The organism is Mycobacterium sp. NS-7484 (genome assembly GCF_001953975.1).
GTDB lineage: Bacteria > Actinomycetota > Actinomycetes > Mycobacteriales > Mycobacteriaceae > Mycobacterium.
Genome location: NZ_MBEJ01000069.1, coordinates 41,718 through 67,200, shown reverse-complemented (window position 1 = coordinate 67,200; position 25,483 = coordinate 41,718). Strand labels below are relative to the sequence as shown.

At 67.6% G+C, this 25,483-nt stretch carries 22 protein-coding genes and 1 tRNA gene; 12 read left to right on the top strand and 11 right to left on the bottom strand.

Annotation, left to right across the window (positions count from 1 at the left end):
* Window positions 1-13 precede the first annotated feature (13 nt).
* Window positions 14-2,062, bottom strand: a complete 2,049-nt coding sequence (locus tag A5733_RS12610; protein WP_076240346.1) for a TPM domain-containing protein — start codon at window positions 2,060-2,062, stop codon at window positions 14-16.
* Window positions 2,063-2,121: 59 nt separating this feature from the next.
* Here A5733_RS12610 and A5733_RS12605 point away from each other — a divergent pair, with 59 nt between their 5' ends.
* The 3 genes from A5733_RS12605 (at window position 2,122) to A5733_RS12595 (ending at window position 5,712) form a co-directional block, all read left to right on the top strand.
* Window positions 2,122-3,396: a deoxyguanosinetriphosphate triphosphohydrolase gene (locus tag A5733_RS12605; RefSeq protein WP_076240345.1), complete on the top strand. Its 1,275-nt coding sequence runs from the start codon at window positions 2,122-2,124 to the stop codon at window positions 3,394-3,396.
* A 71-nt stretch (window positions 3,397-3,467) separates the two neighbouring features.
* Complete coding sequence (gene dnaG, locus A5733_RS12600; RefSeq protein WP_076240344.1) at window positions 3,468-5,363, top strand: DNA primase; 1,896 nt, start codon at window positions 3,468-3,470, stop codon at window positions 5,361-5,363.
* A 61-nt stretch (window positions 5,364-5,424) separates the two neighbouring features.
* Window positions 5,425-5,712 carry a hypothetical protein gene (locus A5733_RS12595; protein ID WP_197508361.1) on the top strand — a complete coding sequence of 96 codons (288 nt, stop codon included), beginning with the start codon at window positions 5,425-5,427 and terminating at the stop codon, window positions 5,710-5,712.
* A gap of 5 nt (window positions 5,713-5,717) precedes the next feature.
* Here A5733_RS12595 and A5733_RS12590 read toward each other — a convergent pair whose 3' ends face one another.
* The gene (locus A5733_RS12590; protein ID WP_067773850.1) at window positions 5,718-5,981 is read right to left on the bottom strand and encodes a hypothetical protein; all 264 of its coding nucleotides are present in this window, start codon (window positions 5,979-5,981) and stop codon (window positions 5,718-5,720) included.
* 161 nt (window positions 5,982-6,142) lie between these two features.
* On the opposite strand from A5733_RS12590, the gene A5733_RS12585 reads away from it, so the two are divergent.
* Window positions 6,143-6,218: transfer RNA gene (locus A5733_RS12585), tRNA-Asn, on the top strand.
* Between the two features lie 17 nt (window positions 6,219-6,235).
* On the opposite strand, the gene A5733_RS12580 is transcribed toward A5733_RS12585, so the two are convergent.
* Window positions 6,236-6,550: a hypothetical protein gene (locus tag A5733_RS12580; protein ID WP_067773914.1), complete on the bottom strand. Its 315-nt coding sequence runs from the start codon at window positions 6,548-6,550 to the stop codon at window positions 6,236-6,238.
* A gap of 120 nt (window positions 6,551-6,670) precedes the next feature.
* Here A5733_RS12580 and A5733_RS12575 point away from each other — a divergent pair, with 120 nt between their 5' ends.
* On the top strand, window positions 6,671-7,162 hold the full coding sequence (locus tag A5733_RS12575) for an LppP/LprE family lipoprotein (protein WP_067773916.1): 492 nt from the start codon (window positions 6,671-6,673) through the stop codon (window positions 7,160-7,162).
* Here the strand turns inward: A5733_RS12575 and A5733_RS12570 are convergent.
* Window positions 7,159-9,081, bottom strand: coding sequence for an acyl-CoA dehydrogenase (locus tag A5733_RS12570; RefSeq protein WP_076240343.1), 1,923 nt, complete (start codon window positions 9,079-9,081; stop codon window positions 7,159-7,161). The genes A5733_RS12575 and A5733_RS12570 overlap by 4 nt on opposite strands.
* 96 nt (window positions 9,082-9,177) lie before the next feature.
* On the opposite strand from A5733_RS12570, the gene A5733_RS12565 reads away from it, so the two are divergent.
* Together A5733_RS12565 and A5733_RS12560 are read left to right on the top strand one after the other, a co-directional pair.
* Window positions 9,178-9,912, top strand: coding sequence for a VIT1/CCC1 transporter family protein (locus A5733_RS12565; RefSeq protein WP_067773856.1), 735 nt, complete (start codon window positions 9,178-9,180; stop codon window positions 9,910-9,912).
* Window positions 9,912-10,973 (top strand): esterase-like activity of phytase family protein, encoded by a 1,062-nt coding sequence (locus A5733_RS12560; RefSeq protein ID WP_076240342.1) that lies wholly within the window; start codon window positions 9,912-9,914, stop codon window positions 10,971-10,973. The genes A5733_RS12565 and A5733_RS12560 overlap by 1 nt, the downstream gene beginning before the upstream one ends.
* Before the next feature lie 96 nt (window positions 10,974-11,069).
* On the opposite strand, the gene A5733_RS12555 is transcribed toward A5733_RS12560, so the two are convergent.
* Together A5733_RS12555 and A5733_RS12550 are read right to left on the bottom strand one after the other, a co-directional pair.
* Window positions 11,070-12,281: an MFS transporter gene (locus A5733_RS12555; protein WP_067773862.1), complete on the bottom strand. Its 1,212-nt coding sequence runs from the start codon at window positions 12,279-12,281 to the stop codon at window positions 11,070-11,072.
* Between the two features lie 14 nt (window positions 12,282-12,295).
* Window positions 12,296-12,769 (bottom strand): MarR family winged helix-turn-helix transcriptional regulator, encoded by a 474-nt coding sequence (locus A5733_RS12550; RefSeq protein ID WP_067773865.1) that lies wholly within the window; start codon window positions 12,767-12,769, stop codon window positions 12,296-12,298.
* Between the two features lie 105 nt (window positions 12,770-12,874).
* On the opposite strand from A5733_RS12550, the gene A5733_RS12545 reads away from it, so the two are divergent.
* Together A5733_RS12545 and A5733_RS12540 are read left to right on the top strand one after the other, a co-directional pair.
* Window positions 12,875-14,917 carry an ABC transporter ATP-binding protein gene (locus tag A5733_RS12545; protein ID WP_076240341.1) on the top strand — a complete coding sequence of 681 codons (2,043 nt, stop codon included), beginning with the start codon at window positions 12,875-12,877 and terminating at the stop codon, window positions 14,915-14,917.
* Window positions 14,914-15,756 carry an energy-coupling factor transporter transmembrane protein EcfT gene (locus A5733_RS12540; protein WP_076240340.1) on the top strand — a complete coding sequence of 281 codons (843 nt, stop codon included), beginning with the start codon at window positions 14,914-14,916 and terminating at the stop codon, window positions 15,754-15,756. Before A5733_RS12545 ends, A5733_RS12540 begins: the two co-directional genes overlap by 4 nt.
* Window positions 15,757-15,763: 7 nt before the next feature.
* On the opposite strand, the gene A5733_RS12535 is transcribed toward A5733_RS12540, so the two are convergent.
* Genes A5733_RS12535 through A5733_RS12525 form a run of 3 tightly spaced genes read right to left on the bottom strand, consistent with a single transcriptional unit; the run spans window position 15,764 to window position 18,757 of the window.
* Complete coding sequence (locus A5733_RS12535; protein WP_076240400.1) at window positions 15,764-17,047, bottom strand: sugar ABC transporter substrate-binding protein; 1,284 nt, start codon at window positions 17,045-17,047, stop codon at window positions 15,764-15,766.
* A gap of 38 nt (window positions 17,048-17,085) precedes the next feature.
* Window positions 17,086-17,898 (bottom strand): carbohydrate ABC transporter permease, encoded by an 813-nt coding sequence (locus A5733_RS12530; RefSeq protein WP_076240339.1) that lies wholly within the window; start codon window positions 17,896-17,898, stop codon window positions 17,086-17,088.
* On the bottom strand, window positions 17,885-18,757 hold the full coding sequence (locus A5733_RS12525) for a carbohydrate ABC transporter permease (RefSeq protein ID WP_076240338.1): 873 nt from the start codon (window positions 18,755-18,757) through the stop codon (window positions 17,885-17,887). The genes A5733_RS12530 and A5733_RS12525 overlap by 14 nt, the downstream gene beginning before the upstream one ends.
* Before the next feature lie 238 nt (window positions 18,758-18,995).
* Here A5733_RS12525 and A5733_RS12520 point away from each other — a divergent pair, with 238 nt between their 5' ends.
* Window positions 18,996-19,754 carry a cutinase family protein gene (locus A5733_RS12520; protein ID WP_076240399.1) on the top strand — a complete coding sequence of 253 codons (759 nt, stop codon included), beginning with the start codon at window positions 18,996-18,998 and terminating at the stop codon, window positions 19,752-19,754.
* Between the two features lie 9 nt (window positions 19,755-19,763).
* Here A5733_RS12520 and A5733_RS12515 read toward each other — a convergent pair whose 3' ends face one another.
* Both A5733_RS12515 and A5733_RS12510 read right to left on the bottom strand, forming a co-directional pair.
* Window positions 19,764-20,750, bottom strand: coding sequence for an NAD-dependent epimerase/dehydratase family protein (locus A5733_RS12515; RefSeq protein ID WP_076240337.1), 987 nt, complete (start codon window positions 20,748-20,750; stop codon window positions 19,764-19,766).
* Window positions 20,751-20,886: 136 nt separating this feature from the next.
* Window positions 20,887-22,554, bottom strand: a complete 1,668-nt coding sequence (locus tag A5733_RS12510; RefSeq protein WP_076240336.1) for a sulfatase-like hydrolase/transferase — start codon at window positions 22,552-22,554, stop codon at window positions 20,887-20,889.
* A gap of 52 nt (window positions 22,555-22,606) precedes the next feature.
* Here A5733_RS12510 and A5733_RS12505 point away from each other — a divergent pair, with 52 nt between their 5' ends.
* Together A5733_RS12505 and A5733_RS12500 are read left to right on the top strand one after the other, a co-directional pair.
* Window positions 22,607-24,124: a TldD/PmbA family protein gene (locus A5733_RS12505; RefSeq protein WP_076240335.1), complete on the top strand. Its 1,518-nt coding sequence runs from the start codon at window positions 22,607-22,609 to the stop codon at window positions 24,122-24,124.
* Window positions 24,121-25,482, top strand: a complete 1,362-nt coding sequence (locus A5733_RS12500; RefSeq protein ID WP_067773891.1) for a metallopeptidase TldD-related protein — start codon at window positions 24,121-24,123, stop codon at window positions 25,480-25,482. The genes A5733_RS12505 and A5733_RS12500 overlap by 4 nt, the downstream gene beginning before the upstream one ends.
* Window position 25,483 lies beyond the last annotated feature (1 nt).

Genomic DNA, 25,483 nt, shown 5'->3' with positions numbered 1-25,483 from the left:
CTATTTCTCGCGATCAGAAGCGACCACTGCCTCCGCTGTAGCTGCGGCCCGACGAGTGCGACGCGCCGCCGTAGGAGGTCGGCCGGCCCATGCTGCGGCCCCCGCCGAAACCTCCGCCCCAGCTGCCGCCGTACCCACCGCCGAATCCACCTCCGAAGCCGCCACCGGAAAAGCCGCCCCTCAGCACATTGCCGATCAGGATCCCGCCGAGCACCGCGCCCATGTCGGACCCGCCACCTCCGCCGTACTGGGAGGTGTAAGACCGCTGTGCGGCGCGGACGTCGTCGTTGGCCAGACCTTGTGCCTGTGCGGCCAGTGTCGAGGCGCCGTTGGCGTGCGCGACGGCCTCGTTCGGATTGTCGGCCCGCTTGGCCACCGCCGCCTCGAGTTGCCGTTGGGCCTCGGCCAACCGAGTGCGGGCTTCCGGTCCGATGCTGCCGCGCCGGGTCTCGATGAAGTCCGACACCGCCTTGATCCGTGACTGGGCGGTGAACACCGCCTGCTCCAGCGCCCGGGCCAGCCGCTCGGCCGCCTCCTGCTGTTCGTGCACACCGGCCAGCAGCTGATCGAGTTCGGCGTCGGCCTTGGTGAGCCGGGTGAACGTGCCCAGCGGGTCGGCGTTGCCGTTGGACTTCGCGTCCTCGGCGGCCTTGGCCGCGGCGTCCCGGGTGACGCTCAGCTTGTCAGCCTGTGGTGTATCAGGTTGGGCCAGTAGAGAATTCGCCTGGTCGATGCCGGCCTGAATATCGGTGATGGCTGCGGGCAGCCCGGCCAGGGCCCGGTTGATGTCGGATGCCGCACTGTCCACGGCGTCGAGCAGCGTCCGGGTCTGATCGAGTGCGGATTCGGCCGAGCGCACCGCATCGACCAGTGCGGTCTGATCGGTGGCGGGCCGCGATACCAGGCCGCGGGCGGTGGTGATACTGCGGTCGGCGAACGCGAGCCGCTCCTTGGCGGCGTCCACGTTGGTCGCCACCGAACTCAGTGCGCTCGCGTCGAACTGGGTGTGCAGGTTCTGCAACGTCTGCGCCGACGGTTCGATGCGCGCGGTCAGGCCGACCATCTGCTGGGTCATGGTGTCCAGGCGCGCCGGCGCGTTGATCACCAGGTCACGCAACTGCTCGAAGGCATGGCTCTGGGCCTCCAGCTCACGGTCGGCCCGGGCCGCCGACACCACCACCTGCGTCAACAGCTGACGCTGTTGCAGCGGTGTCTCGGGTGCGTCGTCGTCGAGGGTCTGGCGCACGTTGAACGCTTGGGCCAAGGCCTTTTTCGCATTCTGCAGGGCCGCGCTGAACGGTTCGGTGCGGTGGTCGCCGAACTCTTCGACGGCCAGCTCCAGCTCGGCGGCACTGGTGCGCACGGCGTTGTCGACGTCGACCACGATCGATCGGGACAGTTCATCGAGCGCCTCCAACGGGACCGCGGCCAGCGCATTGGCGTCGGTGGGGTCGACACGTTTGGCGGCCTCGAACTCGGCGCGGCGGCGCTTGGCCCGACGCCGGCGCGACCACCACCACAACAACCCGACCAGCACCAGCACCACGCCGAGGGCGATCAACATCGCCGGCCACGAGATATCGGTTGTGGCGGGGGATTCCGGTTCGGAGTTCAGCCCGTTGGCTGCGGCGATCGCCGCCCCGGCCCAGTCGTCGCGACGCAGGGCGGGGGTGACGCTGTTGCGCCGGAGGTCGTCGGCGCGCGCCGAGGTGCTCACCGTGTCGGGCACCTGAAACGCGAACGCCCGGTCCACCGTCGCCACCGCCAGCAGCACGTCGTCGTCGCCGAAATCGCTCAGCTGCATGGTGTTCTGCGCCCAGCCGATCGGGTTCTGCCGGTCGAAGGTCTCGACGAAGACCACCCACAGCTTGATGTGACGGTCGTCGTAAAGGCGGTCGATGGCGCGCTGCACGTTGCCGGTCTGTGCGGCCGACAGCACCCTGGCGTCGTCGGTGAGCTGGGTGGCCAAGCGCAGCGGCGGTTCGGCGGCGGCGGCCGGGGCGACCAGCAGCCCGGTCATCAGGATCGCGAGCAGCATGGACAGCACACGAGCGATACGCATGACCGCCAATCTAGTGCGCTGCAGAGGCGGCGCGTCGGTTCCTGGCAGACTGTGCGTCGGTGAACGCGGATAGGCAGTCGGTGTATGACGACTTCGACCGGGAACGTCTGGTGGTCGAAGCGCCCAAGGGTGCTGCCCTGCCCGGGACAGACGCCGAACACCGGACCGACTTCTCGCGCGACCGCGCCCGGGTACTGCACAGCGCGGCGCTGCGGCGACTGGCCGACAAGACGCAAGTGGTCGGTCCGCGGCACGGGGACACCCCACGCACCCGGCTCACCCATTCGCTGGAGGTGGCCCAGATCGGGCGCGGGATGGCGATCGGGCTGGGCTGCGATCCCGACCTGGTGGATCTGGCCGGGTTGGCCCACGACATCGGCCACCCGCCCTACGGACACAACGGTGAGCGGGCGCTCGACGAGATCGCCAAACCGTTCGGCGGGTTCGAGGGCAATGCGCAGAACTTCCGCATCCTGACCCGGCTGGAGCCCAAAGTCCTTGATGGCGAGGGACGTTCGGCCGGGCTCAACCTGACCCGGGCGGCGTTGGATGCCGTCGCAAAGTACCCGTGGGCCAGCCTCGGCACCCGCAAGAAGTACGGCTTCTACGACGACGATGCCGAGGCCGCCGCCTGGATGCGGGCCGGGGCCCCGGCCGATCGGCCGTGCCTGGAAGCCCAGGTGATGGACTGGGCCGACGACGTCGCGTACTCGGTGCACGACGTGGAGGACGGGGTGATCTCCGGGCGGATCGACCTGCGGGTACTCGGCGATCGCGACGCCGCTGCCTCGCTGGCCGAGTTGGGGGCGAGGTCGTTTCCCAGCGTCGGCCACGACGATCTGCTGGCCGCCGCCGAGCGGCTGTCGCAGATCCCGGTGGTCGCCGCGGTGGGGCGCTACGACGGCACCCTGGCGGCCTCGGTTGCGCTCAAGACCATGACCAGTGAACTCGTCGGCCGCTTTGCCAATGCGGCGATCACCCAGACCCGGGCCGTCGCCGACGACCGGCCGCTGCGGAGGTTCGATGCCGACCTGGCGGTGCCGCCACTGGTGCGCGCCGAGGTGGTGTTGCTCAAGATGCTGGCCCTGCAGTTCATCATGTCCGACCACCGGCACCTGCAGATCCAGGCCGATCAGCGCACCCTGATCCACGAGGTGGCGCTGGCGCTGTGGGCGCAGGCCCCGGGCAGTCTGGACCCGCAGTTCGCCCCGGAATTCGACCGGGCCGACGACGACGGCGCCCGGTTGCGCGTCGTGGTCGATCAGATCGCGTCCTACACCGAGAGCCGGTTGGAACGAGTGCACGAGGCCCGCTCGCCCCGGCCCCTGGGCTGAGAGCCGTCGAACACAAGCCGACGATCGATGTTCGCGAATTGCGGGCCTCGGCGCCCGCATACACTAGGCCGGTGGCTGGCAGAATCCCTGATCGCGACATCGCCGCCATTCGCGAAAAAATCCGCATCGAAGACGTCGTCGGCGACTACGTCCAGTTGAGGCGGGCCGGGGCCGACTCGATGAAGGGGCTGTGCCCGTTCCATGACGAGAAGTCGCCGTCGTTCCACGTGCGGCCAAACCACGGTCACTTCCACTGCTTCGGCTGCGGCGAAGGTGGGGACGTCTACGCCTTCATCCAGAAGATCGAGCACGTCACATTCGTCGAAGCCGTCGAGCTGCTGGCGGACAAAGTCGGTTACACCGTCACCTACACCGGCGGATCCACCACCAACGTCCAGCGGGATCGGGGCAGCCGCAGCCGGTTGCTGGCCGCCAACGCCGCCGCACAGGAGTTCTACGCCCAGGCGCTGGCCTCGGAGGACGCGGCCGAGGCGCGTAAGTACCTGACCGAGCGAAACTTCGACGCTGCGGCGGCCGCCCAATTCGGCTGCGGGTACGCCCCCTCAGGCTGGGACACGCTGACAAAACACCTGTTGCGCAAAGGGTTCGAGTTCAAGGAGCTGGAAGCCGCCGGGCTGAGCCGGGAGGGTAAACGCGGGCCGATGGACCGGTTCCACCGCCGCCTGCTGTGGCCGATCCGGGTGTCCTCCGGCGAGACCATCGGCTTCGGCGCGCGCCGGTTGTTCGACGACGACCAGAACCAGGCCAAGTACGTCAACACCCCGGAAACGGTGCTGTACAAGAAGTCTCAGGTGCTGTTCGGGCTGGATCGGGCCAAACGTGACATCGCCAAGGGGCACCAGGCGGTCGTCGTCGAGGGCTACACCGACGTGATGGCGATGCACCTGGCCGGGGTGACCACCGCGGTGGCCTCGTGCGGCACCGCCTTCGGCGAGCAACACCTGTCGATGTTGCGCCGGCTGATGATGGACGACAATTTCTTCCGCGGCGAATTGATCTACGTGTTCGACGGTGACGCCGCGGGCCAGGCCGCCGCGGTCAAGGCGTTCGAGGGTGAGCAGAACCTGTCCGGACAGTCGTTCGTGGCGGTTGCTCCCGACGGGATGGATCCGTGCGATCTGCGGCTACGCTCCGGTGACGGCGCGTTGCGGGATCTGGTGGCGCGACGAACTCCGTTGTTCGAGTTCGTGATTCGCAGCGCACTGGGTGAGTACGACTTGGACAGCGCCGAGGGCCGGGTGGCCGCGCTGCGGCGGTGCGTGCCGATGGCCGCGCGCATCAAAGACCCCACGCTGCGTGACGAGTACGCCCGCCAGTTGGCCGGCTGGGTCGGCTGGGACAACGTGGCTCAGGTGATCGGCCGGGTGCGGGAGGAGGCCACCGGCGGCCGCAAGGACAGCCGACGTTCCTCAGGGGCGCCGGGCCGTCCCGCGGCGCCGGCCGTGCAACGCCCGAATCCGTCCGACCCGACGCTATGGCCGCAGCGCGAGGCGCTCAAAGCCGGCCTGCAGTACCCGGCGATCGCCGGACCGGTCTTCGACTCGTTGACCACCGAAAGCTTCACCCACCCCGGTTACGCCGCGGTGCGCTCGGCCATCGAGGCCGCCGGCGGCACCGCGGCGGGCATATCCGGTGCGCAGTGGATCGAGGCGGTCCGGGAACAGGCGTCGTCCCCGGCGGCGGCCGGCCTGGTCAACGAACTGGGCGTGGAGGCGATCAACGTCGAGGACGACGAGCATCTGCCGCGCTACATCGGCAGCGTGCTGGCCCGCCTGCAGGAAGTGTGGGTGGGGCGGCAGATCGCCGAGGTGAAGTCCAAGCTGCAGCGGATGTCGCCGGTGGAGCAGGGAGACGAATATCACGCTTTGTTCGGCGACCTGGTGGCGATGGAGTCCTACCGGCGCAGCCTGCTGGAACAGGCCAGCGGGGACGACCTGACTGCGTGATCGACGACATCGCGATAGGGTGAGCGCAGTCGGGCACCCAGATGTGAAAGAGGCAATCCCGGTGACACTTTTCAGCACACAGACGCGGCGGTTCGTCGCAGTCGGCGCATTCGTCCTGGCGGCCGGCGCCGCAGCGGCCGCCCCGGCGTTCGTCGCGACCACCCCGGCCGAGGTCACGGCCGGGCCGGCCTGCCTGGCCTGGTTCGGAAACAAAGAGGACGGCAAGTGCCTGTCCTACTCCAACGGCATGCCCGCCCAGGTCGGCACGCCGTGGGTCGGCGTCGGGCAGAACGGTGTGGTGACGGGCCCGCTGCTGCCCGGCAGCACGATCAGCCAGGGAATAGGCTAGGCGCCCTACCAGCGAGTTTTCGACGAAGCGTCGGTGCTCTCCTTCGTGGAGAACACCGACGTTTCTGCGTCGATGGGGGTCAAGGTGAGAAACTGCGGATCCGGTGACACGCGCTTGGCGATCTTGCGTCGCCCGGCGTCCAGGACGGCCTTGGTGGCCGGGTTGGCCGTCACCGCGCGATAGGTGCTGGCGATCTGCTCGTAGCGGCGTCGGCCGGCTTTGGCGCCCAGCACGTAGCCGACGGCGATCACGGCGGCATAGCGGATCACAGCATTCCTCCCACAGCGACGGGCATCCCAGACGACAGATGTGTGCGGGTTCCATCCTGCCTCACCACCGGCCCGGCGCGCCCGTCCGGGAGCGAGTTGGCGGCGGCGGCGGTCCGTACGCTAGAGTCAACGCTCGGCCGCGGAGCTTCCGCGGAAGGTAGTCCCCTGTAGCTCAATTGGCAGAGCTCCCGACTGTTAATCGGGCGGTTGATGGTTCGAGTCCATCCGGGGGAGCCAGTTCTCCCGACCCGGCTTCAGCCCTGAGGCCGGGCCTGCTTCTGGCGGGCCGCCTGCGCAAGCGCTTCCACCAGTGGATTCGACACCGAGGCGAGGGCCTTCCGCTCCTCTTCGGTCAGTTGGTAGAACGTCCACACCCCCCAGGCTGCCGGCCGCACGTACACCGTCACCTGTTGCTTGTTGTTCTGCAGCACCGCGGGCACGGGCACCGGGCGGTCGAGGGTGGCCGCACTGGCCATCTCCTCGGCGATCTGGTGGACGTTGACTGATTCCTGCAGTTCGTACAGGACGGCCTTGTTGGCGGGGCCTTCCATCGCGAGGAACCAAGCCATCAGTGTCTCCTTGGGTAGGTGGTAGGGACGGTCCGTGATCAGACCGCACACAGTGTCACCTATCGGCGCGCCGCCGTCAGCCCGCCCGTCGAGCCGGCCGGATTCGCTACGCTCGGGGATGTGTATCCACGGCTGATCGCCATCGTCGCCTTCGTCGGTCTCCTCGCGGTCGGGTGCGGCTGGAGTCCGCCTTCGGCACCGCCGCCGAAGCCCGATACCTGCGCGCCGTCCGACGGTCCCAGCGCCGACACGATCGCCGCCGAGATCGCCAAATTGCCCGCCCCCGAGGCGGGTAAGCAGTGGACCCAGGTCAACACCGGACACACCACCAACTGCCGGCTGTACTGGGTACAGGTGGGCCAGTCCGATCCCGAGCCCAACAGCGTCGGGCAGCTGCTGTTCTTCGACCGGCAGACCCCACTGGGCCCCGCCACCCCGGAGCCGCGGCCCTACATCAACGTGGTCACCAATGCCGACGACAGTGTGGTGGTCAACTACCAGTGGCAGCAGGGCCAGGATTCGCCGAAGTCGCCGACCGGCATCGCCACGGTGCGGTTCCGGATCGGGGACGACGGCAAACTGGTTGCCGTCGACCCGATTCCGAAGCCCTAACCGTTGACCAGTTCCTCGGGATCGAGCATCGCCGCGTAGCGCAGCTGCTCGGGGACGCCGAACCCGTCGACGAGGGTTTCCACGTGCGGGCGCAGTGAGCGGCAGCGTTCGTTGATGCCACGGGTGACGGCCTTGGCCCGTTCGGTGGACAGGAAGCGGTGCTCGATGAACCAGGCCTTGTCGCCCTCGATCACCGACAAGGCGTACAGGTCGCAGACATCGGAGAGCAGGCCGCGGGCGGTCTCGTCCTCACAGGCGTCGATGCCGGCGACGAAGGCCTCCAGGATCACGCGGTCGATATGAGCCTGCGCGGCGTGCAGCACGTGGTCCTGCACGGCGTTGAACGCGTCGAAGGCCGACATCTCCTTGGCCTTGCCCTGTAGTCGCCTGGCCACGGAGGCCAACATGTACTCCTCGCGGTCCTCGAACATCTGGACCTGGGTCCCGCGGTTGAACAGGCTGCCTTCCTCCTCGTTGTCCTGGCGGGTGTCGAGGATGGTCTGCATGATGGTCTGGGCGGCCGTGCGTTTGAGCACCCGTTCCCCGGCATAGTTCGCGGCGAACCGCACCCATTCGACCGGGCTCATGCCCTTGATGTCATCGGCGTAGGCGGTCAGCAGTTCCTTGGCCACCAACTGGGTCAGCACATGGTTGTCCCCTTCGAAGGTGGTGAACACGTCGGTGTCGGCGCGCAGCGCGATCAACCGGTTCTCGGCCAGATAACCTGCGCCACCGCAGGCTTCGCGGGCCTCCTGGATGCTGCGGCTGGCGTGCCAGGTGTTTGCGGCCTTGAGGCCGGCGGCCCGCGCTTCGAGCTCGCGCTGCTCCTCGGCGTCGGGGTCGTCGGAGGTCTGCAGCTCATGGCATTTGGCCACCAGTTCGTTCTGGGCGAACTGCAGCGCGTATGACTTTGCGATCAGCGGCAACAGCCGGCGCTGGTGCACCAGGTAGTCCATGATCAAAACTTCGCCCTCGTTGTCGGGAGCGTCGAATTGTCTGCGTTCCAACGCATATCGGACGGCAATGTCGAGGGCCACCCGGGCGGCCGCCGCCGCGCTTCCGCCCACGGTGACACGGCCGCGGATCAGGGTGCCCAGCATGGTGAAGAACCGCCGCCCCGGGTTCTCGATGGGCGAGGAGTACGTGCCGTCCTCGGCGACGTCGGCGTAGCGGTTGAGCAGGTTCTCCCGCGGGATACGCACTTGGTCGAACACGATGCGGCCGTTGTCGACGCCGGGCAGCCCGCCCTTGTAGTGACAATCCGAGGTGGTGATGCCCGGCAGGTCGTTGCCTGCGTCGTCGCGGATCGGCACGACGAAGCAGTGCACCCCATGCCCTTCGCCGTCCGGGGTGATCAGCTGCGCGAAAACGGCTGCCACGCGGGCGGTCTCGGCCGCACCCCCGATATAGTCCTTGCGGGCCGACGGGGTGGGGGAGTGGATGACGAATTCCTGGGTCGCCGGATCGTAGGTGGCGGTGGTCTCCAGTGACTGCACATCGCTGCCGTGACCGGTCTCGGTCATCGCGAAACAGCCCGGCAGTTCCAGGTCGATCAGTGGGCGGACGTAGGCCTGGTGGTGGCGTTCGGTGCCCAGGTTCTCGATGGCGCCGCCGAACAGGCCCCACTGCACCCCGGCCTTGACCATCAGGGACAGATCACTCATGGCCAGCATCTCGATCTGGGTGATGGCCGCCCCGACGTCGCCGTTGCCGCCGTGCTCCTTGCGGAAGCCGTCCTCGGCTGCCCCGGCCGCCGCCATGATCTTGAGTTGCTCGGCCACCTTGGCCCGGGCGATGACGGTGTTGGGCGTGTAGTGCGGCCGGAAGACCTCGTCCGACAGTCTGGTCCGCATGGCGTTCTTGACGTCGCGCCAACGGCCGTCCAACGCGTTTCGAAGATGCTCGGCAGTGGTGGTCATACCCGACGGTAACGTGTGCGACGGTTCCTGTGCGGCGGTTGTTACCAAGGTCTACCTTCCTGGACACTGGTGACACCGCAGCGCAAGATTGGCGTCATGCCGGAGTCTGTCGGTAAGTCACTGTCTCCCACGGGTTTGCCGCATGTGAGCTATCACCGGCACGCCGACGTCACCGGCGGCTGGCTACGTGCGGCGACCTTCGGTGCGATGGATGGTCTGGTCAGCAACACCGCGTTGATCGCCGGTGTCGGGGCCAGCGCCTCGGCCCAGACGGTCGTGCTCAGCGGTGTGGCGGGCCTGTTGGCCGGGGCCTTCTCGATGGCGCTCGGTGAGTACACCTCGGTGACCACGGCCAATGAGCAGGTCGATTCTGAGGTGAGTGTGGAACGTAAGTCGTTCCTCAAGAACCCCAGCGCTGAGCGGGCCGAACTCGTGGCCATGCTGCAAGAGATGGGAATGACTCCCGAAACCGCGCTGAAGGCAACCGAGGAAATCCACCGTGACGAGAATCGGGCCCTGAACTTCCATCTCGTGCAGGAATTGGGTGTAGACCCCCGGGAGAAGCCGTCGCCGTTCGTGGCCGCGGGTTCGTCGTTCGTCATGTTCGCGATCGGCGCAATCATCCCGCTCATTCCCTACCTGCTCGGCTTCGAGTTGTTGTGGGCTGGGCTGGCCTGTGGCGGGGTGGGCCTGTTGATCGCCGGCGCGGTGGCGGCACGGTTCACCCGCAAGCCGATTGCCGTCGCGGGGCTGCGGCAACTGCTGTTCGGAGCCATCGCGATCGCCTGCACCTATGTCGTCGGCATCTTGGTTGGCGCCGTCATCACCTGATGCTGATCCGAATATTGGCGGCCGGTCTACTGGTGTTGGCCGGGTGCGCGCCGGCCCGCGCCTCGGCGGAATTCGAATTTCTCGGTCAACACCAGGTCGCCCCCGGCGCGACGCTGGACGGCACGGTGATCGGGGGCCTGTCCGGAATCAGCTACGACCCGGCCGCCGACCTCTACTACATCGTCAGCGACGACCGCTCGGCCCACAATCCGGCACGCTTCTACACCGCCCGGATCACGTTGTCGGACAACGGTATCGATGACGTCCAATTCATCGGGACGCACCCCTGGCTGGACCGTGACGCACAACCCTTTCGCCCCTTGCGCCGTGACGTCGTCCCGCCGGTGGTTCCGCCGGATCCCGAGGCCATCGCGTTCGATCCAGGCCGGCAGCGGCTGTACTGGACCAGTGAGGGGGAGCGGCGGGTGGATGGGCCGGGGCCACCGAGTCTGCTGGACCCGTGGGTGCGGACTGCCGGGCTCGACGGCAGCTTCCTCGGTGAGTTCGCCCTGCCCGACGCCATGCGGATGTCGGCCGGCGAGCACGGCCCGCGTCGCAACAGCGCACTGGAAGGCCTGTCACTGAGTCCGGACGGGCGGTACCTGTGGGCCGCGATGGAGGGTCCCGGCTACGACGACGGGCCACCACCGGATGAACACCACGGTGCACGGACCCGCGTCGTCCGCTTGGACCCGGACACCGGGGCGGTGGACGGCCAGTACACCTATCCGCTGGACCCGGTCAGCGCCGGGCCGGGCGGCGACAACGGTCTGTCTGATCTATTGGCGCTCGACGACGGCAGCTTTCTGGTGATCGAGCGCGGCTTCGGCACCCATGTGGCGGTTCGGATCTTTTCCGCGCGCCTGGACGACGGTTCGTCCGAGATGAGAAAGACGCTGTTGGTAGATCTGACCGACACTGCGGGACTGGCGCCGCTGGACAACATCGAGGGAATCACCTTGGGGCCCAAGCTGCCCGACGGCCGGCAATCGGTGATCGCGGTGAGTGACGACAATTTTTCACCGACCCAGGTCACGCAGTTCCTACTGTTCGCGATGTAGGCCTGTGGCGCATCGAGATCGACGCCAGGGTCGTGAAATCGACACAAGCACGACCCTCACGTCGATCTCGGCGAGTCGGCCGGCGCGCAACAGTCGTCAGGTGTCGGAGCCGACGGTGACGGCAGCCGCCTCATCGGTCAGCTCGTCGAGTTCGTCCTCCTCGGCATCGATCCCAGTCAGGTGTGGTCGGGTCGCGAAGAGCACACCCGCGCCGGCCAACACGGCTGCCGCGCCCACCCAGTAGGGCAGGTGCACGTTGACCTGTTCGCCGAGCACGCCGGCCAGCCACGGTGCGACGGCCGCGCCGCCGAAGCGCAGGAAGCTGTACGCCGCCGAGGCCACGCCGCGCTCGACAGGCGCGGCCTTCATGACGGTCTCGGTGATCAGCGTGTTGTTGATGCCGATGAACAAACCGGCGATCACCACGCCTGAGGCCAGTACGGCCTTGGAATCGGTCCAGACCGCCATCACCGTCAGCACGGCGGTGAAGGCGATCAGGTTGAGGATCAGCACCCGCACGGTGCCGAACCGGTGTTGCAGTCGCGGGGCGACCACCACGGAGGTGAAGGCCAAGGCCACGCCCCAGCCGAAGAAGATCAGCCCGATCTGGTGGGCGGTCATGTCCAGGGGGAAGGGCGTGAAGGCCAGCAGGGTGAAGAAGCCGAAGTTGTAGAGCAGTGCGGTGATCGCGACACCGAGCAGCCCGCGATGGCGCAGCGCCCGGAACGGATCGGCCAGCGTGGTGGCGCGCGCGGCACGCGGGGTGGCCGGCAACAGCAACGCGGTGATCACGAGCGCGAAGGCCATCAGGGCCGAGACGCCGAAGAACGGGCCGCGCCAGGAGAGTGAGCCGAGGACGCCGCCGACCAGCGGCCCGATCGCGATGCCCAGGCCCAGTGCGGCCTCATAGAGGATGATGGCTTGCGCCACAGACCCTTTCGCGGAGCTGACGATCGTGGCCAGGGCGGTCGCGATGAACAGCGCATTGCCCAGGCCCCACAGTGCGCGCCAGCCCACGATCTGCATCACGGTGTCGCTCATGCCGGCCAGGCCGGCCCCGGCGATGATGATCACCAGGCCGAGCAGCAGGGTGCGCTTGGGGCCGATGCGGCTGGACACCACACCGGTGATCAGCATCGCCACCCCCATCACCGCCATGTAGCTGGTGAACAACAACGACACCTGCGAGGGCGAGGCGTCGAGGTTGTCGGCGATCGGTTTGAGGATGGGATCGACCAGTCCGATGCCCATGAAGGCCACGACGGAGGCAAAAGCGACGGCCCAAACGGCCTTGGGTTGGCGCCACATCAGGGCGGTAACTCCTAACTGGTTTCGTGGGAGAGCGGATGCTCGTTGACGTCGGTGAGCATGCGCCGGATCACGTCGACGGCGGCCGCCAGCGTCTGGCGGTCCTGCGGGCTCAGCCGTTCAAGCCTCGGGTTGATCACCGCGGCACGATCGGCCCTGGCTTGATCGAGGGTCCGCCGGCCCTGCTCAGTGATGCGGATCAGGACCGCGCGAGCATCGCCGGGATCGGTGGTGCGGGTGACCAGGCCGGCATCTTCCAACCGGCGCACCTGTGTGGTCATGGTGGGTTGTGAGCAGTGGTCGAGCAGGGCGAGATCGGAGATGCGTGCCTCGCCCTGGTCTTCGATGGTGGACAGCAGCCGGGCCTGCGCCCAGGGCAGGGGCAGCCGGGTGCGTTGCGTGGCCAGCCGGTTCAACCGGGCGACGACCGACAGCAGGTCGGCGCCGAGTTCGGTTTCGTCGGTGACCATGACATCCTCGGTGGGCATCTGCCCATAATTACATAGATTTACTATGCAGTCGAGTTCTTTCGCGTGCTCTGCCTCACAGGACGGCCATCCGACGGGGACGATTCCGGCTGGCAGAATCGAGCAATGACCGCGAAACCTCCGGCGACGACGCCTCGGCGCGGCCTCACTCCCGGCGAACTTGCGCAGGCAGCGGTGATGGCGGCGCTGTGTGCCGCCACCGCGATCATCGCAGTGGTGGTGCCGTTCGCGGGAGGCCTCTCGGTCCTGGGAACCGTGCCGATGGGTCTGCTGGCCTACCGCTACCGGCTGCGGGTGCTGGTCGCCGCAACCGTCGCCGCGGGTGCCATCGCCTTCCTCATCGCCGGCATGGGCGGGATGATGACCGTCATCGACTGCGCCTATATCGGCGGGTTGACCGGTGTGGTCAAGCGCCGGGGCCGCGGCACCGCCACGGCGTTCGGCGCCGCCGTCGTCGCCGGCGTGGTGTTCGGGGCCGCAGCAGTCGTGGCGCTCACCGTGCTGACCCGGCTGCGCAACCTGATCTTCGATTCGCTGACCGCAGGCATCGAGGGAATCGCGAAGGTGCTCGAGCAGATCCCGATGCTCGACGCGGCCGCCGATCCGCTGCGGGCCACCTTCGCCACGATGCTGGACTACTGGCCGCTGTTGATGCTGCTGCTCGGTGTCCTCAGCATCACCTCCGTCAGCATGGTCGGTTGGTGGGCGCTGTCACGCATCCTGGCGCGCCTGCTCGGGGTTCCCGACGTCCACAAGCTCGACGCCGACGCCGAGGGCGACGCCGTCGTCGCCCCGGTTCCGGCCCGGCTGAACGACGTGCGGTTCCGCTATCCGGGTGTCGAGCGCGATGCGCTGGGGCCGGTGTCGATGGAGCTGCAGCCGGGTGAACACGTCGCGGTGACCGGTCCCAACGGCTCGGGCAAGACCACCCTCATGTTGCTTTTGGCCGGGCGCCAACCCAGCGCGGGCAGCATCGAGCGAGCCGGGGCGGTGGGGCTGGGCCGCATGGGCGGCACCGCGGTGGTGATGCAGCATCCGGAAAGCCAGGTGCTGGGTACCCGGGTGGCCGACGACGTGGTGTGGGGCCTTCCCGTCGGCACGGCCGTCGACGTGGAGCGACTGCTGGGTGAGGTCGGGCTCGACGGCCTGGCCGAGCGCGACACCGGGGGACTGTCCGGTGGCGAACTGCAGCGGTTGGCCGTCGCCGGTGCGCTGGCCCGCGAACCCTCGCTGCTGATCGCCGACGAGGTCACCAGCATGGTCGACCAACAGGGCCGCGACACCCTGATGAACGTGTTGTCCGGGCTGACCGACCATCACCAGATGTCGCTCGTGCACATCACGCACTACAACGACGAGGCCGATTCCGCCGACCGGACAGTGGCGCTCAGCGGTAACGGCGGCACCGCAGACAACACCGACATGGTGCACACGTCGGCGGTACCCACTGCCGCCGCATCGACCACGCATGCCGGTGCGCCGGTGCTGGAGCTGACCGGTGTCGGGCACGAGTACGCCAGCGGAACCCCGTGGGCCAAAACAGCTTTACGTGACATCACCTTCACGGTCAACGAGGGCGATGGGGTCCTGGTGCACGGGTTGAACGGCTCGGGCAAATCGACCCTGGCCTGGATCATGGCCGGACTGACCGTGCCCACCTACGGCGCCTGCCTTCTCGACGGGGTGCCGGTGGCCCAACAGGTGGGCTCGGTGGCGCTGTCCTTCCAGGCCGCTCGGCTGCAATTGATGCGCAGTACCGTCGACAAGGAAATCGCCTCGGCCGCAGGCTTCTCGGTGCGGGAGCATGACCGGGTCGCTGCTGCGCTGGAGATGGTGGGATTGGATGCGGCGCTGGGCGAGCGGCGCATCGACCAACTCTCCGGCGGTCAGATGCGTCGGGTGGTGTTGGCCGGCCTGCTGGCCCGCTCGCCGCGTGCGCTGATCCTCGACGAGCCACTCGCCGGGCTCGACGCCGCCAGCCAGCGGGGGCTGCTGCGGCTGCTGGAAGACCTGCGGCACAACAACGGGCTGACCGTCGTCGTCATCTCGCACGACTTCACCGGCCTGGAAGGCCTGTGCCCCCGCACGCTGCACCTGCACCGCGGCGAACTGGCGCTGGCCCCGACGGCTGCCGGAGGTGCCCGATGACCACACCTGCGCGGGGGCAACGCAAGCCCGTGGTGCTGTTGCGCCCGGTCCCCGGTGACACCGTCATCCACCGGTTGTGGGCCGGTACGAAACTGTTGGCGGTGGCCGGCATCGGCGTTCTGCTGACGTTCTATCCCGGATGGGTGCCCATCGCCTCGGTCGCGGTGCTGGTCTTGGTGACGGCCCGGCTGGCGCACATTCCGCGTGGCGTGGTGCCGTCGATCCCGTTCTTCTTGTGGATCCTGTTGTTCATCGGTGGTGCGCTGGCATCGCTGGCCGGCGGATCCCCGTTCATCGACATCGGTTCGGTGCAGATCGGTTTGGGCGGTCTGCTCAATTTCCTGCGGATCACCGCTCTGGCGGTCGTGCTCCTGGGCCTGGGCGCGCTGGTGTCCTGGACGACGAACGTCGCCGAGATCGCCCCGGCGGTGGCCACATTGGGCCGCCCGCTGCGGCTGGTGCGTATTCCGGTGCACGACTGGGCGGTGACGATCGCGTTGGCGTTGCGGGCCTTCCCGATGCTGATCGACGAGTTCCGCACGTTGTATGCCGCGCACCGGCTACGTCCGGTCGAACCGGCCGAGACGTTTCGGGAACGACGCAAGCAGCGGGTGTCCAACCTCGTCGACCTGTTGGCGGCCGCGGTCACCGTGGCGCTTCGCCGCGGCGACGAGATGGGTGACGCGATCACCGCTCGCGGTGGGGCCGGCCAGTTCTCGGCCGCGCCGTCGCGGCCCGGTGCGCGGGACTGGATCACCTTCGCCGTCCTCGTGTTGGTCTGCGGTAGCGCCCTGGCCTTGGAGCTGACCATCCTGCCGACCAGCCTGCCGCGTCGATGACCGGGCGCTAGCGGGTCGCGGCGGCGTTGGCCGCCCACTGCGCATCGGACAGCGTCTTCTCGACATCGACGCGACCCAGGAACATCTCGTCGAAATACGGCTGCAGCGCCTGGTAACCGGCCGGGAAACCGGCGGCTCCGGGCGCCGGGATGCGCGGGCCGCGCAGGACGCGGAAGAATGGGCTGACATCAACCCCACGCCCCGCCCAGTAGTCGTGGTACACGGGCTGCGCCGCCAGTACGGCCGGGATGGCCGCCCCGCCGGCGCCCAGGTATTCGTTGCCGCGTTTGCTGCCCATCCAGGCCAGCACCTCGCGCACCGCGTCGGGGTGGCGGGTGGCCGAGTTTGCCGCTGCGGCAATGCCGTTGGTGACGCTGACGCGCCCTTTGGGGCCGGCGGGCAGCATCACCACGCCCCACCGGAACCGAGCTTGGTTGGCGACGGCGGCCAGGTTGTAGGTGCCGGATTGGAACAGCGCCATGCGGCCCTGCAGGAAGACGTTGCGGGAGAAGTCGCCGTTGTTGTTGGTGGCCGAGGCCGGCGGGGCGACGTGATCGTCGTTGATCAACCGCACCAGATACCGGAACGCCGTGACCGCTTGCGGATTGTCGAATGCGAAGCGGTCGCCGATGGTGAAAACTCCACCGGCCGAGCCGATGTAGTTGAGGTAGATGCCCTGCAGATCGTTGGCCGCGTTGTAGCCCCACTGCCGGATCCGGCCGGCATCGAATCCCTCGGCCGTGGCGTCGCGGCCCTGCTCATCGAGGGTCAGCCGGGCCGCCACCGACCGCAGTGTGTCGTCGGGGCCGTCCGACCAGCGCAGCGTGGTGAGCTCGGCCAGGTCCACTCCGGAGGCGTCGAGCAGGTCGGCGTTGAAGTACACCGCGATACCGGCATCGGTCAGCTGGGGGACCGCCCACAGGGTGCCGTTCCGGGTGAACTGGTTGACCACCGAGGGTTCCCAGGCCCGGGAGGCGTTGGCGCCCAACGTGTTCCCGATGTCCAGCAGCCGGGTGTTGTCGGCGTAGCCGGCGAGGTAGGCGTTGGACAGCCAGAAGATGTCGTCGGCGCTGCCGCCGGCCACATCGGTGCGAAGGCTGTCGAAGTATGACGAGTAGGCGACGGTGTTGACCCGTACCTCGATGTCGGGATGTGCCCGGCTGAACTCGTCGAAGGACTCCCGGTACGCGGCGGCCACCTGCGGATCCCACAGCCGGACGGTCACCACCGTGCGGCCCGCGGGTTCGGTGGTCCGGCCCAACAGCGCCGCGGCCACCAACAGGATCACCATGGTCAGGGCCAGCCCCGCGGCCAGCAACGTGGAGCGCCTCACTTGATCCCCGTCACGACGATCGACCGGACGATGTTGCGCGAGAAGGCGATGAACAACCCGATCAACGGCACGATCGCCACCGTCGTCGCCGCCATCACCAACGTCCACTGTGCGTTGTACTGCGTCTGCAGCCCGGCAGTCGCCACCGTCAGCACCTGCCACTTGCTGCCGCTGGTGATCACCAACGGCCACAGGAAGTTGTTCCACTGGCTCACCACGGTGATCAACGCCAACGTCACCAGGATCGGCCGGCTGGCCGGCACCACCACATGGGTGATCACATCGAGAGTGTTGGCGCCGTCGAGGCGGGCGGCGCTGATCAGGTCACCCGGAATCGACCGAAAGTACTCGCGCAGCAGGAAGATCGCGTACGGGGAACCGAACATGAAGGGCAACACCAGCGCCCAGAAAGTGTTGCGCAGCCCGGCCTCCGCCATCATCAGATACAACGGCACCACGGTCACCGTTGCCGGCACCATCAGCGTCGCGATGTAGACCCAGAACAGCACGTCGCGTCCCGGGAAACGCAGCCGGGCAAAGGCATAGGCGGCCAGCACCGAGCACACCAGTTGGCCCAACAAGATCACTGCGGTCATCAATGCCGTCACCATCAGGGCGCGACCGAAACCCGCATCGGATAGCCCGACATAGTTGGCCAGGGTCGGCGGAGCGGGCAGCGACAGCGGGGCTTCTGTGGCGAACTGCTCGGCCGAGGTGACCGAGGTCAGCAGTCCCAGCCCGAAGGGCAGCAGCGTGATCACCGCGCCGAGGAGCAGCCCCGCATAGATCAGTGCGTTACGTGAGGTCATAGCTGATCCTGCGGCGGAAGTACACATGTTGGACGAGGGTGATGCCCACGAGGATGACGAACAGCACGATGGCCATCACCGAGGCGCGCCCCACCGCCGCCGCGCCGAACGCCTCGGCATAGATGCGGTGGGCCACCAGATCGGTGCGCCCCTGCGGTCCGCCCGCGGTCAGCGCGTACACGGTGTCGAATACCTGTGCGGCACTGACGATTCCGGTGACCAGCACGAAGAACAGGGTCGGACGCAACATCGGCAACGTGATGTGGCGAAACCGCTGCCAGTCGGTGGCGCCGTCGGTCCGGGCGGCGTTGTGCACGTCGGCGGGGATGTTGAGGATGCCGGCCAGGAAGAACAACGTCACGTAGCCGACATTGGTCCACACCACGACCGCCGACACCACCGGCAGGGCCAGACCCGGATCGGTGAGCCACTCGACCGGCCGGCCCAGCACGGTGCTCAGCGCTCCGTCGGTCGGGGCCAGAATCCATTTCCACAGCACCGCGATGGCCAGTGGAGCACAGATCCACGGCAGCACGTACACGGTGCGGAAGAATCCGGTGCCGGGCAGGTTACGGGCCAGCAACGAGGCCGCGATCAGACCCAGCACGGTCTGCACCGGCACGACGAGGATGACGAACAGCAACGTCACAGCCAACGACATGGCGAACGACGAATCGGTCAACACCGAGGTCCAATTGTCCAGGCCCACATACTCGATCGGGCCCAGAAGATCCCAGCGGTGCAGGCTCAGCCAGACCACCACCAGCATCGGCAACAGCAAAAAGGTGACGACGCCGAACAGGCTGGGCGCGACAAGGGCGTACCCCAGGGCGGTTGTGCGGACACGCGAGGTGGCCATCGGGCCATTAAAGCGGGTCGATGATGTGGTGTGTCACGCCGGGCTCACCGACCAGACTGCGATGCAGGCAGCGTTGATCACTCAGCCATTGCTGCGCAATTCCCACAACCGCACTGTGCTCAGGTGGCGTACATCACTTGACTGATCCGGAATCAGGGCCCGGCTCGTTGGTCTTGTAGCAGGTAGTTGCCACTTCCACAGCGGGTGATGGCACACGGGACGGATGGGCGGGACGCACATGAACATCAGGCAGCTGGCTCGAAAAGGCATCTTCACCGTGCTGACCTCGGCCGCAATCGTGGTTGGCGCGTTGACCGGCCCGATGATCGCCTCGGCCGGTGCGGCGGACGACGCCTGCGCCGACGTCGAGGTCGTCTTCGCCCGAGGCACGTTCGAAGCCCCCGGCATCGGCGCGACCGGACAGGCATTCGTCGATGCGCTCACCGCCAGGCTGCCGGGTGAAAGTGTGGACGTCTATGCGGTGAACTACCCGGCATCGCTGAACTTCGGCCAGGCCGCCGACGGAATCGCCGACGCCAGCGGCAGGATCCAGTCGATCGCCGCCAACTGCCCGGCCACGAAGATCGTGCTCGGCGGCTACTCGCAGGGTGCTGCGGTCGCCGGCTACACGACGGCCAGCAGCGTGCCCGACGGCTTCATCTTGCCGGCCGGTATCAGTGGACCCATGCCGGCCTCGGTCGCCTCGCATGTGGCGGCGGTGGCCCTGTTCGGGACCCCCGACGAGTGGGTGCTGGGACTGGCCGATCGCAGCGCACCGCCTCTGACGATCGGTCAGCCGTATGTGGCCAAGACCATCCAGCTGTGTGCGACGGGCGACCCGATCTGCTTCCCGGGCGGCCGGGACCGCGCAGCACACAGCTCGTACAAGAGCAACGGGATGGCAATCCAAGCGGCGGATTTCGCCGCCCGCCAACTGGGTGCCCCGGCGCCGGCGGCGGCCGTGGTGCAGACCGCGGGTGAGATCGCCGGAAGTTGACCCGCCCCTTCAGCGGTCGAGTTGCCGAAACCCGGCGACCGTATCGGCCAGGGTGGTTCGGGAATCGCGGTAGGAGATACCCAGTTCCCGTTCGCTGGGTGAATCGTCGGACTCGGGCATCTGGGTGTAGTACTGCATTCCGGCCTCGGTGATCGGTATCTCGAACGGCAGGAACGGGCCGAGACGGTCGAGCACCTGACCGGCCATCCGCAGCGCCGTATCGGGTACCGGAACGGTGAGCATGCGCTTCTTGCCGACATCGGCGAGCAGGCTTGCCAATTCACTGACCACCACCCGCTTTCCGCCGGCCATGTAGCGGCGCGGTCCGCGTCCGGGTTCGAGCAGCGCGACGTGCAGGTCGGCGAGGTCACGCACGTCGACGATGGTCCAGGCGGCGCTGCGCCCGGGAATGCCGCCGAGTTGCAGTGCGGCGGCCACCCCCTCGCCGGCCTCACCGAACTGGTCGCCGACCGGCGGTCCGAGCACCATGCCGGGGTAGGTGATGTTCACCGGTGCACCGCCGTCCTGCATTCCGCGCGCGTAGATCTCGACCTGTGCCTTGGACTGCCCATACCCGTCGGTCCCACCCACCACCGGCAGGTCGGCGTTCAGCGTCTTGAGTCCGGGATGGAACAGCGCGGTGAAACTCGACACGTGGATGATCGGATCGAGCCCCAGCTTGGCGGCACCGCCGAGTACGTTCTGGGCGCCATCCATGTTGGTGGCCAACATCTGTGCGCTCTGACTCGGATCGGTGGCGACCAAGGCCGCGCTGTGCAGGACGGCATCACACCCCTGCATCGCCTGCAGCGTCGAATCCCGATCGGTGATGTCGCCCACGGCGAAATCGGAGACATCGACCCCCAGTCTGGCGACGCTCGTGTGCAGCCGGTCAGGGTTGCGGACCAGAAACCGGACGGAATGGCCCGCATCAGCGATTGCTTTTGCGCTCCAACCACCCACAAATCCGGTTCCCCCGGTGACCAATACGCGCATGGCGGCAAAGGTAGTAGTTCAGGCGCCGCCGGGAGGCGTTTTGGTCGGCTCACTCGGCTCAGCCTCCGTGCTGGATTTGTCGGCTCAGCCTCCGTGTCCGATTTGTCGGCTCAGCCTCCGTGCTGGATTTGTCGGCTCAGCCTCCGCGCAACTCCGCGAGCTCCCTCATATTCGCCAACCCCTGCTCCTGCGCCTCATCGAGAAAATCGGGCAACGGTGCCCGCAGCTCGGGCAGCACCTCGTTGTCGAGCAGGGCCTGCAGCTCGGCCTGCTTGGCGCTGCGGCCGGCCAGATTGTCCAGTTCCTGGATGCCGGAATCGGTTGTGTAGTCGTAGAGCTCGTGATGGCGCGGTCGGGAGGTGTCGATGTCCATGGAGCCGGACTTCCAGTACGTGTACATGCCGAGCTTGGCCTCGGGGGTGCGGACGGCCACGATGTGGCTGGGCGCCGACGTCGGGATGTTCGTCGGAGATCCGGTGGGTCCGAAAAACTTCTGTGCCAGCGGGGACTTCATCAACGCGGCCATCTCCTCCACCGACATGTCGTCGGTGGCGTGTGCGATCCAGGGCCGGCCGGGCGCACCCGCGTCGGCGGCGATGGCGGCGACATCGGCGCGACCGGCCAGGTAGGTGTAGCGAGAATCGGAGCGCCACCCCGCGCCACCGTGGGCGATCGTCAGCAACAGCGGTGCCAGGTCGGCAGTGGACGTGAGCTGCGTCCGGGTTTCGCCCGCGCTGGGGGTGAGGTGCCCGAACGGATCCCGGATATAGAGCGGCACCCGGATGCTCTCCTCGTAGACCGCCGCGCCCTTACCGCGAAGTCCGTGCGAGCCGGCGTATTCGCCGTGGTCAGAGGTGAACACCACGACGGTGTTGTCATCGACCTCTGGCCTGGCGGACAGGATGTCGAGCACCCGACCGATCTGGGCGTCCACCTGTTGCTGCAACCACAGATACATGTCCAGACACCGTGCCCACTGCGCCTCGGCCTCAGGGCCGGTGTAGTCCATCGCACCGGTCATCAGCGGTGACATGAAGTTCATGTAATCGATCTGCAACTGGGGTTTACCTCGTCGCCGTAAATCTTCGGCGGACTCGAAGTTGACCGGCTTTGCCGTGAAACGGTGGGGAACATCTTCCGGCAGTGGGTTTTTCGGCCACCAACAGATGTCATGCGGGTTGACCAGCGACACCGTCGTGCACCATGGCCCGTCGGTGGCGTGCGCGTCGAACCATCCGGCGAACTGGTCGACGATCGACGGGTCCTGCTGCAAGCCCTGGTTGGGTGCACCGTTGGGCGACGGGTACGTACCGCCGGAGAACCCGTGGACGTCCAGCCCGTCGGGGGTGTTGTCGGCCGCACTGCCCAGGTGCCATTTGCCCCACCACCAGGTGCGGTAGCCGGCGTCGCGCAGCATCGTCCCCCAGGTCGGAAATCGCACGGCCAGCGTCGACTCGGTGGGCCCCTCACCGGTGTACAGACAGCCGGTCTGGTGGGAGTACAGCCCGGTGGTCATCACGCCGCGCGACGGCGTGCACATGTTCGAGGCGGTGTAGTGCGAGCCGAACGACGTGCTGCGGATTCGGAGGCGCTCGAGGTTCGGCAGCAGCGCGCCGAGTTGTTGAGTATCGGGAAACCACTGCGGTGCCCGCATCTGATCCACGATGACGACGAGGATGTTGGGTTGTCCGGCTGTCCCGGGGCTGCGCCTCGCGAGCAATTCGTACCCGCCGAAACCCACCGCGGCCGCACCGGCCACGGCCGCCGCGCCGCCCAGGACGGCCCGTCTGCTGAGCTCTGCCATCCGGTCAGCGTATGAGGTCATGCTGAGAGCGCACCGTTTACTGTGGGAAACCGTGACAGCTCGACGACACGTGGACGCCGATTTCCTGGAGCTGCCCCGGTTGGAGTTGGCCGACGCGGCGCTGGCCGTGGCCGGCGCCGCTGGTGCCAGCTATGCCGACCTGCGGATTCACCGCATTACCACCGAGATCGTCCAGCTGCGCGACGGCGAGTTGGAGACCTCGGTTCTCAACCGGGAGATCGGCCTGGCGGTGCGGGTGATCGTGGACGGCGCGTGGGGGTTCGCCTCGCACGCCGAACTGGCCGCCGACGTGGCCGCGCAGACCGCCCGACGGGCCGTGCAGGTGGCCACCACCCTGGCGCCCCTGAACGCCGAACGCATCGAGCTGGCCGCTGAACCGGTCTACACCGACGTGAGCTGGGTGTCCGACTACCGCACCGACCCGTTCGCGGTGCCGACCTCGGACAAGATCGCGTTGCTCGGCGAGTACTCCGGGCGGCTGCTGGCTGCCGACGGCATCGACCATGTGTCGGCTGGGCTACACGCCGTCAAGGAACAGGCGTTCTACGCCGACACCTTCGGATCGACGATCACCCAGCAGCGGGTGCGGGTGATGCCGACGATGGAGGCCGTCGCCGTCGACTCCGCTGCCGGCTCCTTCGAGACGATGCGCACTCTGGCCCCACCGACCGCCCGGGGCTGGGAAGCGCTGGCCGGTGACGACGTGTGGGATTGGACCTCCGAATTGGCCGAGCTGCCAACGCTGCTGGCCGAGAAGGTCAAGGCGCCGTCGGTGGTCGCCGGCGCCTACGACGTGGTGATCGACCCGTCCAATTTGTGGCTGACCATCCACGAATCGATCGGCCACGCCACCGAATACGACCGGGCGATCGGGTACGAGGCGGCCTATGCCGGGACCTCGTTTGCCACCCCGGACAAGCTCGGCACCATGCGTTACGGCTCGCCGGTGATGAACGTGACCGCCGACCGCACGGTGGAATTCGGCTTGGCCACAGTGGGGTTCGACGATGAGGGCGTGCGGGCTCAGAGTTGGGACCTGGTGCGCGACGGCGTCTTCGTCGGCTATCAACTGGACCGGGTGTTCGCGCCCCGGCTCGGGCAGCCCCGTTCCAACGGCTGTTCGTATGCCGACTCGCCCCACCATGTTCCGATCCAACGGATGGCCAATGTGTCGCTGCAGCCCGGACCGGAGGACGTCAGCACGCAGGACCTGATCTCACGCGTGAGCGACGGCATCTACATCGTCGGTGACAAGTCGTGGTCGATCGACATGCAACGGTACAACTTCCAGTTCACCGGGCAGCGGTTCTACCGGATCCGCGACGGGCGTCTGGACGGGCAGCTGCGTGACGTGGCCTACCAGGCCACCACCACCGACTTCTGGGGCGCGATGGAAGCCGTCGGCGGACCGTCCACCTGGCGCCTCGGTGGGGCGTTCAACTGCGGCAAGGCCCAACCCGGACAGGTGGCGCCGGTCAGTCACGGTTGCCCGAGCGCGTTGTTCCGCGGCATCAACATCCTCAACACCCGGGCGGAGGGCGGCCGATGATCGGCGCACAGCAGGTTGTCGAGATCGCTTTGGCTGCAGCCGATCCCGGCCTGGAGACCATGGTTCTGGTGACCGACCGGGCCGACGCGTCACTGCGGTGGGCCGGCAACTCGATGACCACCAACGGTGAGACGGTCAGCCGCACCACCACGGTGATCTCGATCCTGCGCCGCGGTGACAAGGCGCACGTCGGGTCGGTTCGATCGACCGAGGTGGATCCGGCCGTGATCCCCGAGCTGGTGGCCGCCGCGCAGCGCGCCGCCGCCGCCTCACCGGAAGCGCGCGACGCCGCACCACCGCTGCCGGGCACCGGTGTTCCCGCCGACTGGGATGCCCCCGTGGCCGATACCGGGGCACGGGTGTTCACCGGTATCGCCGACGACCTGGCCAAGGGTTTCGCCGGCTCTGACCAGCTCTACGGATACGCCCGCCACATCATGGAGACCACGTTCGTGGCCACCTCGTCGGGTCTCCGCCGGCGCTACACCCAGCCCACCGGGTCGGTGGAGATCAATGCCAAGCGCAACGGTGCCAGCGCCTGGGCCGGGGTGAGCACCCCGGATTTCGTTGGGGTGCAGGTCGATTCATTGCTCGAGGAGTTGTCGCTGAGGTTGGGGTGGGCGCAGCGGAGCGTCGAGCTGCCCGCCGGCCGCTATGAGACGCTGATGCCGCCCTCGACGGTGGCCGACATGATGATCTACCTGGCCTGGACCATGGACGGCCGCGGAGCCCAGGAAGGACGCACCGCACTGTCGGCGCCCGGCGGAACCCGGGTGGGGGAGAAGCTCACCGATCTGGGGCTGACGTTGTACTCCGACCCGTTCGCCGATGCGCTGGCCTGCCAGCCGTTTATCGCCGTCCCCAGTTCCTCGGAGCGGGTGTCGATCTTCGACAACGGTATGGACATCGACCGGGTGGACTGGATCCGAGACGGGACGGTCAACGCCTTGGCCTATCCGCGGGCCGTGGCCGCCGAATACGGCGCGCCGGTCGCCGTGCCCGCCGACAATCTGCTGATGACCGGTGGCACAACTGAACTGGCCGACATGATTGCCGGCACCGAGCGGGGGCTGTTGCTGACCACGCTGTGGTACATCCGCGAGGTCGACCCGACTGTGCTGCTGTTGACCGGGCTCACCCGGGACGGGGTGTACCTGATCGAGGACGGTGAGGTGAGCGCTGCGGTGAACAACTTCCGGTTCAACGAGAGCCCGCTGGATCTTTTGCGGCGGGCCACCGAGGCCGGCGTCAGCGAGATCACGCTGCCGCGGGAGTGGGGCGACTGGGCCACCCGCGCATCGATGCCGACGTTGCGGATCCCGGATTTCCACATGTCCTCGGTGAGCCAAGCACAATGAG

Excerpts from the sequence above, each read along its gene's own strand:
- A5733_RS12550 (WP_067773865.1), bottom strand. The coding sequence starts at position 12,769 with ATGCCCACCGAGGATGTCATGGTCACCGACGAAACCGAACTCGGCGCC.
- A5733_RS12610 (WP_076240346.1), bottom strand. The coding sequence starts at position 2,062 with ATGCGTATCGCTCGTGTGCTGTCCATGCTGCTCGCGATCCTGATGACC.
- A5733_RS12540 (WP_076240340.1), top strand. The coding sequence starts at position 14,914 with ATGACCACACCTGCGCGGGGGCAACGCAAGCCCGTGGTGCTGTTGCGC.
- A5733_RS12520 (WP_076240399.1), top strand. The coding sequence starts at position 18,996 with ATGAACATCAGGCAGCTGGCTCGAAAAGGCATCTTCACCGTGCTGACC.
- A5733_RS12560 (WP_076240342.1), top strand. The coding sequence starts at position 9,912 with ATGCTGATCCGAATATTGGCGGCCGGTCTACTGGTGTTGGCCGGGTGC.
- A5733_RS12565 (WP_067773856.1), top strand. The coding sequence starts at position 9,178 with ATGCCGGAGTCTGTCGGTAAGTCACTGTCTCCCACGGGTTTGCCGCAT.
- A5733_RS12580 (WP_067773914.1), bottom strand. The coding sequence starts at position 6,550 with ATGGCTTGGTTCCTCGCGATGGAAGGCCCCGCCAACAAGGCCGTCCTG.
- A5733_RS12510 (WP_076240336.1), bottom strand. The coding sequence starts at position 22,554 with ATGGCAGAGCTCAGCAGACGGGCCGTCCTGGGCGGCGCGGCGGCCGTG.
- A5733_RS12530 (WP_076240339.1), bottom strand. The coding sequence starts at position 17,898 with ATGACCTCACGTAACGCACTGATCTATGCGGGGCTGCTCCTCGGCGCG.
- A5733_RS12500 (WP_067773891.1), top strand. The coding sequence starts at position 24,121 with ATGATCGGCGCACAGCAGGTTGTCGAGATCGCTTTGGCTGCAGCCGAT.
- A5733_RS12545 (WP_076240341.1), top strand. The coding sequence starts at position 12,875 with ATGACCGCGAAACCTCCGGCGACGACGCCTCGGCGCGGCCTCACTCCC.
- A5733_RS12515 (WP_076240337.1), bottom strand. The coding sequence starts at position 20,750 with ATGCGCGTATTGGTCACCGGGGGAACCGGATTTGTGGGTGGTTGGAGC.
- A5733_RS12535 (WP_076240400.1), bottom strand. The coding sequence starts at position 17,047 with ATGGTGATCCTGTTGGTGGCCGCGGCGCTGTTGGGCCGGACCACCGAA.
- A5733_RS12570 (WP_076240343.1), bottom strand. The coding sequence starts at position 9,081 with ATGACCACCACTGCCGAGCATCTTCGAAACGCGTTGGACGGCCGTTGG.
- A5733_RS12525 (WP_076240338.1), bottom strand. The coding sequence starts at position 18,757 with ATGGCCACCTCGCGTGTCCGCACAACCGCCCTGGGGTACGCCCTTGTC.
- A5733_RS12555 (WP_067773862.1), bottom strand. The coding sequence starts at position 12,281 with ATGTGGCGCCAACCCAAGGCCGTTTGGGCCGTCGCTTTTGCCTCCGTC.